Genomic DNA, 6202 nt, shown 5'->3' on the forward strand with positions numbered 1-6202 from the left:
TTATTTATGTTGCAAGCCAGCCTAATTGCTTGGAAATGCTCTTCGCTGCATTTTTCAGAGTCACCTTCAACGTAGATAAACGCTCCTCTGTGACACGAATGTCAGGACCTGCGATGCTAATACCGGCAACAATCGTTCCAGAATGATCATAAATTGGGGCGGCGATTGCTGTCGTATTGTTTTCCAATTCTGAATGACTGATCGCAACACCCGTTTGTTGCGTTTCGGAAATACGCTCTTTTAATAGGAGCTTATCGGTAATTGTCCCGTCAGCTAATGGTATTAGCTCAACACGCTCTAGATAAGCTGTTTGCTCCTGCTCTGGTAAAAAAGAAAGAATCACTCTTTGACATGCTCCGGCATATAATGGTGCCCGTCGTCCCACCTTTGTAAAAAGACGCACTGGATGTAGCGTGTCCAGCTTTTCGATATAGATGGCCTCGTCGCCATCGCGAACTGTGAGGTGAACGGCCTCTTCCACTTGATTGCGCAACGCTTCCATAATAGGGAAGGCTACTTGACGAAGATCCAGCCTATCTGAAACCAATTGACCCAACTCTAGGAACACGACACCTAGCTCGTAGGCTCCATCATGTCTTTTCTGAAGAAAGCCCATTTCTTCCAAAGAATTGATCATACGGTGAACGGATGTTTTGGGCATCCCTGATTGTTTTACCATCTCTTGTAGGGTGAGGGTTGGATAGGTACGAAAGAGGTTAAGGAGGTTCATGGATTTAATTACGGTTTTATTTTTTTCTTGCATTGTATGCCTCCGAAGAATGATCATTACTTATCATTCTACTAAACGGAATAGAGACTGTCTAGACAACTAGCGAAAGGGTGAAATGAATGAAACAAGAGCTTATGGAAAAAGAATTGACAAAGAAACGAAGGTTGACCGCGATGATGGGAGCCACGTTTCTCATGGCTACTTCAGCCATTGGACCGGGCTTTTTGACCCAAACGGCCGTATTTACTGAACAGTTACTTGCTAGCTTTGCTTTTGTTATCCTCGCATCGATTATCCTCGACATCGGGGCACAGCTGAACATATGGCGCATCATTGCCGTAACGAAAATGAAAGGTCAAGACATTGCCAATACCGTTTTGCCTGGGCTCGGATATGTTGTTGCTTTTTTCATTATCCTTGGTGGATTAGCGTTTAACATCGGAAACGTTGCTGGAGGGGGACTTGGCTCGAATGCATTGCTTGGGATAAGCCCAACGGTGGGAGCTATTTTAACAGGAGTTATTTGTATTATTATTTTTCTATTAAAGGAAGCCCAAGTGGCTATGGATAAAATTGTCCGTTATCTTGGGGCTCTCATGATTTTGCTAACAGCATATGTGATGATCGTAAGTAAGCCACCGTACGGTGAAGCGCTTGTTCGTTCCGTTGTTCCACTTGAAATTGATTTTCTTGCGATTGTAACTCTAGTTGGTGGTACGGTTGGCGGTTATATTACGTTCGCTGGTGGTCACCGTTTATTAGAAGCAGGGATATCGGGAAAGGAAAATTTACGGCAAGTAACGAATACAGCGATATCAGGAATTGTCGTCGCCTCTGTCATGCGGATTATTTTGTTTCTAGCGATTTTAGGTGTCGTTGTTGCGGGGTATACACTCAACCCAGACAACCCTACGGCAGATGTGTTTAAGCATGCGGCCGGAGAAATCGGCTACCGTTTGTTCGGTCTCGTGTTCTGGGCGGCTGGAATTACTTCTGTCATTGGGGCTGCGTATACGTCCGTGAGCTTTTTGACGACCTTTCATCCGAGTATTGAGCGAAACAAAAACTATTGGACGATCGGGTTCATTGTCTTTTCCACATCAGTCTTCGCTCTTGTTGGACAACCAGTCACTCTACTCGTGTTAGCCGGGGCCTTTAACGGGTTGATCTTGCCATTAACACTTGGCTGCATTTTGCTTGCTGCCCATCAGAAAAAGATTGTAGGTGATTATAACCATCCGATCTGGCTAACGATTTTGGGGGCCATCGTTGTCATACTCACGCTATTTTTAGGTATTCGCACATTGATGCAAATGATACCACAGCTATTTTAACTTAAAGAGGTGAAGCGAAAATGCAGCGTGTAGATTTGAATAGTGATCTTGGTGAAAGCTTTGGCGCATATACGATTGGTCAGGATGATCGTGTCCTTGAACATGTGACTTCTGCCAACATTGCTTGTGGCTACCATGCTGGAGATCACAATGTCATGGCGCGTACGGTCAAGCTCGCGGCTGACAAGGGAATGGGAATTGGCGCTCATCCTGGCTTTCCCGATTTACTCGGGTTTGGCAGACGAAACATCCAAACAGATCATAAAGATATTTACAACTTTATCGTGTACCAAGTCGCTGCACTAAACGGTTTTTGCCAGTTGCATCGTGTACGGATGCAGCATGTGAAGCCTCATGGGGCTCTTTATAATATGGCAGCGAAAGACCGCGTGATCGCCGAGGCGATTGCCGAGGCCATTTACGATATTGATCCTAGCTTAATTTTATTTGGTCTTTCCGGAAGTGAGTTAATAAAGGCTGGGAAAAAGCTCGGTCTAACCGTTGCCAATGAAGTGTTCGCTGACCGTACGTACCAACCCGATGGCACACTGACGCCGAGGAGTGAAGCGAATGCCCTGATCAAAGAAAGTGAACGAGCGACCGAACAAGTGATTCAAATGGTGAAAGAAAGCAAGGTAATCGCTGTCGACGGAAGTCACATTCCGATTGAGGCAGATACGATTTGCGTACATGGTGATAGTCCAACCGCCCTTTCATTTATTGAGCGATTGCACGCACAATTACAGGTAGAAGGTGTGACGGTCACAAAGGTTAGCGATTTTTTATTTAAATGACAACCGTTTGGAAGATTCCACAAAGGTGGAGTCTTTTTTACTTTTAAGAACGGTAAAGAACAGTACTAGAGTATAGAAACCTTTTGTAGTTAAGCCATTAGTGATCTCTTCTTTGAGAGCACTCTTTTAGTATCTTGAACGTGTGAACAAATCGGAACATTTATAGACAATGTGAGACGTAACAGTGTTGCTAGTTTTGTAAAAGCCTGTAGAGATGCAGGCTTTATTGTTGGCACAACTTTTGCAAGAAACAAAATGTAGAAGCACTTTTTTGAAAGCGCTTCATAAAAAGGTGAGGTGATAAAGATGAAGACAGTGGAACAGACAAGTCCAACAATGACAAGTGAGAAGGCGAGGTGGATTTATCAAAAAATGGTGGAGATCAGAATGTTTGAGGATCGAGTCCATGACATTTTTTCTAAAGGAGAGATTCCAGGATTTGTTCATCTGTATGCAGGTGAAGAAGCGATTGCTGTTGGTCTATGCGCTCATTTAGATCACAACGATTACATTACGAGCACACACCGGGGGCACGGTCACTGTATTGCAAAAGGGTGTGAACTGGATGGGATGATGGCTGAGATTTACGGTAAAAGCACAGGCCTTTGTAAAGGAAAAGGAGGTTCCATGCATATCGCCGATTTAGATCGAGGGATGCTCGGAGCTAATGGAATTGTTGGTGGCGGCTTTACCCTTGCAGCCGGGGCTGCCTTAACAGCGAAATTTAAACAGACCGGAGGAGTCGCCGTCTGCTTTTTTGGAGATGGGGCGAACAACCAAGGTACGTTTCATGAAGGGATTAACTTAGCCGCAATATGGGATTTACCCGTTGTATTCGTCGCGGAAAATAACGGCTATGGAGAAGCGACACCTTTCCATTATGCTTCTGCTTGTGAACAGATTACTGATCGCGCAAAAGGTTACAACATACCAGGTGTCAAAGTGGACGGCAAAGATGTGGTCGCTGTCTATGAGGTTGCACGTGAAGCAGTTGAGCGAGCCCGTCGAGGAGAAGGGCCGACGTTAATTGAATGTATAACTTACCGCAACTACGGTCATTTTGAAGGCGATGCACAAACGTACAAAACAGGTAGAGAGAAAGAGGAGCACACGGAAGAACGGGATGCCATTACACTTTTCGAAAAGTATGCGCTAAGCAATAATCTCCTGACGGAAGAAGCGATCCAAACGGTACGACACGAGGTGGAACAGTCGGTCGATCGAGCAGTAGATTTTGCAAACGCGAGTGACTATCCACAACCAGAAGAGCTGTTAACTGATGTGTATGTTTCTTACGATCACGAAGGGAGGAACGGATAATGACAAGAAAAATCAGCATGTCGAATGCTATTAATGAAGCCATGCAATTAGCGATGCGTCAAGATGAACATGTCATCTTATTAGGAGCGTCCGGACAAAATTAATTTCTGCTTGGTTGATAGCGATTTTTACAGAAGAACTAGCGTAGAAAAAAATTAAATTAGGCTAAGAGCGGAGAGTGAGTTTACATTTTTTTGAAATTATATTAAAAAAGGGCAGACTATCCCCTTGAGGTTGTATGGATGGATAATTTCCATATATTGGTTTTAAGTGGATTCTCTATTATGCCGATAATTTCGTCCAGCCTCGATATAGTTGCCCAGTTCCTTGAACAGACATATAAGCCAAGGCATGTGCAGTGATCATACATCGATCGACATGAGCTTCGACTGCCAAGCGACCTCTTTTATGTACTCTTCGCATACTAAGTCCGTCTTTGGCAATTCCAATAACACGCTCTATCGCAGTTCGTTCTGCGTATTTCTTTTTGAACGATTGGAGGTGTTGTGGGAACTCCGTATCAATTTGTGGTGTCATCGATTGATGGATACGAAGCGTTCTACCAGTTTTCGCGCCATTACAGCATTGAATATGCTGTTCATTCGAACAGGAAAGTCCTTCTTGCTTGTATTTTGGATCAAAGACTGGGCAAGTCCAAACATAGTGTTCTTTTGCTTCATCCAACCCTTTCAATTGTAACTTATGGCCACTAATACAATGAGGAACACCATACCTATCCAGCTTGGTCATGCCACAAGATTCAAGTGCTTTATCTTGAATTTTACGTGGATTTATGGGAGCCAATAGCTTTGCTTTAAGAATGGATTTTGTGTGTTGTTGATTGTCCGCTGATTGATAAATCCCATCTGCGCTCACGTATTGCACTGTTTTTAGGAACTCTTCAGGAAGATCTTCCGTTACCTTTTCCAAAGTGGGTTCTAGTGTTTTTGCATCATGTTCGTCTCCTTTAAACACACTTCTGGACAAAGGAAGTTCAGACTCTACACCACAGACCAAGGAGATTTTATGTGCAATGTACGTGACGGTATTGCTTTTTCTCATCACGCCTACGTTATCATCCGTAGGAATCTTTGGGCAATGACATGGCTCAGAATGGCTACATTTCTTCATTTTATGGACAGTGGCTTCCGCATCTACATGGGTGGTATCTACAGCGAGTTGTTCTTCTTTTCCTACGATACCGTGAAAAAGATTGTAGCTCACCATAAGTTGCCGAGCTTTCTCCCAAAGTCCGTTTTCAATCATGATCTGATCAAAACGTTCAAATGTTTTCAAGGATGGTCGTGTATCAAAACCACAGACCATCCGGAAGTCAGAGTTCCCAATAACTTGAAGGTGTACACTGGAAACCATTACTTCCACATAGAGGAGTGGAGCCAAGAGGAAAGCTTTTAATAAAGCATAAAAGTTCACTCCTTTTCGTCCTTTGGCAGATCTCGTAGGCAATGTGCTCAAGTCCTGTGGAATATCTGGAAATAATTCTGTTGAAGATGGGGCTGCATCCGTTGAAGTTCGTTTTTTAAAATGATATTCAAACCGTGCTTGGAGAAATTCTTGTTCAATGGGAGAGAACACCTCCTCCCAAGGAAACTCCAACCCTAATTTAACATAAGGAAGGTGACGTAAAGAAGAAAATGAATCTTCTGTAAATGAAAAAGAAGGTTGAAGATAGATTACATTTGAATAAGATTTTGGTATGATAGAGGTAGTCATAATGAACTCCTTTCGTGATAGTTGCTAGATACTTCTATTCTACCAAAGGAGCACCATTATGGCTTTTCTTTTTGCCTGAATGATCAAAGTTTCCGTTTTCCATAAAAATCCTGTAAATAACTAGAATGACGATATGGTGAAATGGCTGATTATGGCCAAAAATCGCTAAAATTGAGGTTTGACAAAACATAAAGAACTTGATCACGTAAAAAGGTATGGGAACACATCTATAGTAGCAAATTGAATGGAATCAGTAATATCAAGGGTTACAGAAATTTGTCCTGTGGCTC

General features: G+C 43.1%; 5 protein-coding genes. 3 read left to right on the top strand and 2 right to left on the bottom strand.

The annotated features are described in order from the left end of the window. Nucleotides 1-4 precede the first annotated feature (4 nt). Nucleotides 5-763 carry an IclR family transcriptional regulator gene (locus E2L07_RS09770; RefSeq protein WP_010897980.1) on the bottom strand — a complete coding sequence of 253 codons (759 nt, stop codon included), beginning with the start codon at nt 761-763 and terminating at the stop codon, nt 5-7. 86 nt (nt 764-849) lie between these two features. On the opposite strand from E2L07_RS09770, the gene E2L07_RS09775 reads away from it, so the two are divergent. The 3 genes from E2L07_RS09775 (at nt 850) to E2L07_RS09785 (ending at nt 4178) form a co-directional block, all read left to right on the top strand. Further along, the gene (locus E2L07_RS09775; protein WP_134229475.1) at nt 850-2064 is read left to right on the top strand and encodes an NRAMP family divalent metal transporter; all 1215 of its coding nucleotides are present in this window, start codon (nt 850-852) and stop codon (nt 2062-2064) included. Nucleotides 2065-2084: 20 nt separating this feature from the next. Continuing rightward, complete coding sequence (locus E2L07_RS09780) at nt 2085-2858, top strand: 5-oxoprolinase subunit PxpA (RefSeq protein WP_010897982.1); 774 nt, start codon at nt 2085-2087, stop codon at nt 2856-2858. Between the two features lie 306 nt (nt 2859-3164). Continuing rightward, complete coding sequence (locus tag E2L07_RS09785; protein ID WP_010897983.1) at nt 3165-4178, top strand: thiamine pyrophosphate-dependent dehydrogenase E1 component subunit alpha; 1014 nt, start codon at nt 3165-3167, stop codon at nt 4176-4178. A gap of 282 nt (nt 4179-4460) precedes the next feature. Here E2L07_RS09785 and E2L07_RS09790 read toward each other — a convergent pair whose 3' ends face one another. After that, complete coding sequence (locus tag E2L07_RS09790; RefSeq protein ID WP_243854939.1) at nt 4461-5774, bottom strand: transposase; 1314 nt, start codon at nt 5772-5774, stop codon at nt 4461-4463. Between the last annotated feature and the right edge of the window lie 428 nt (nt 5775-6202).

It is taken from the genome of Halalkalibacterium halodurans (genome assembly GCF_004376175.1).
In the GTDB taxonomy this organism is placed as follows: domain Bacteria; phylum Bacillota; class Bacilli; order Bacillales; family Bacillaceae_D; genus Halalkalibacterium; species Halalkalibacterium halodurans.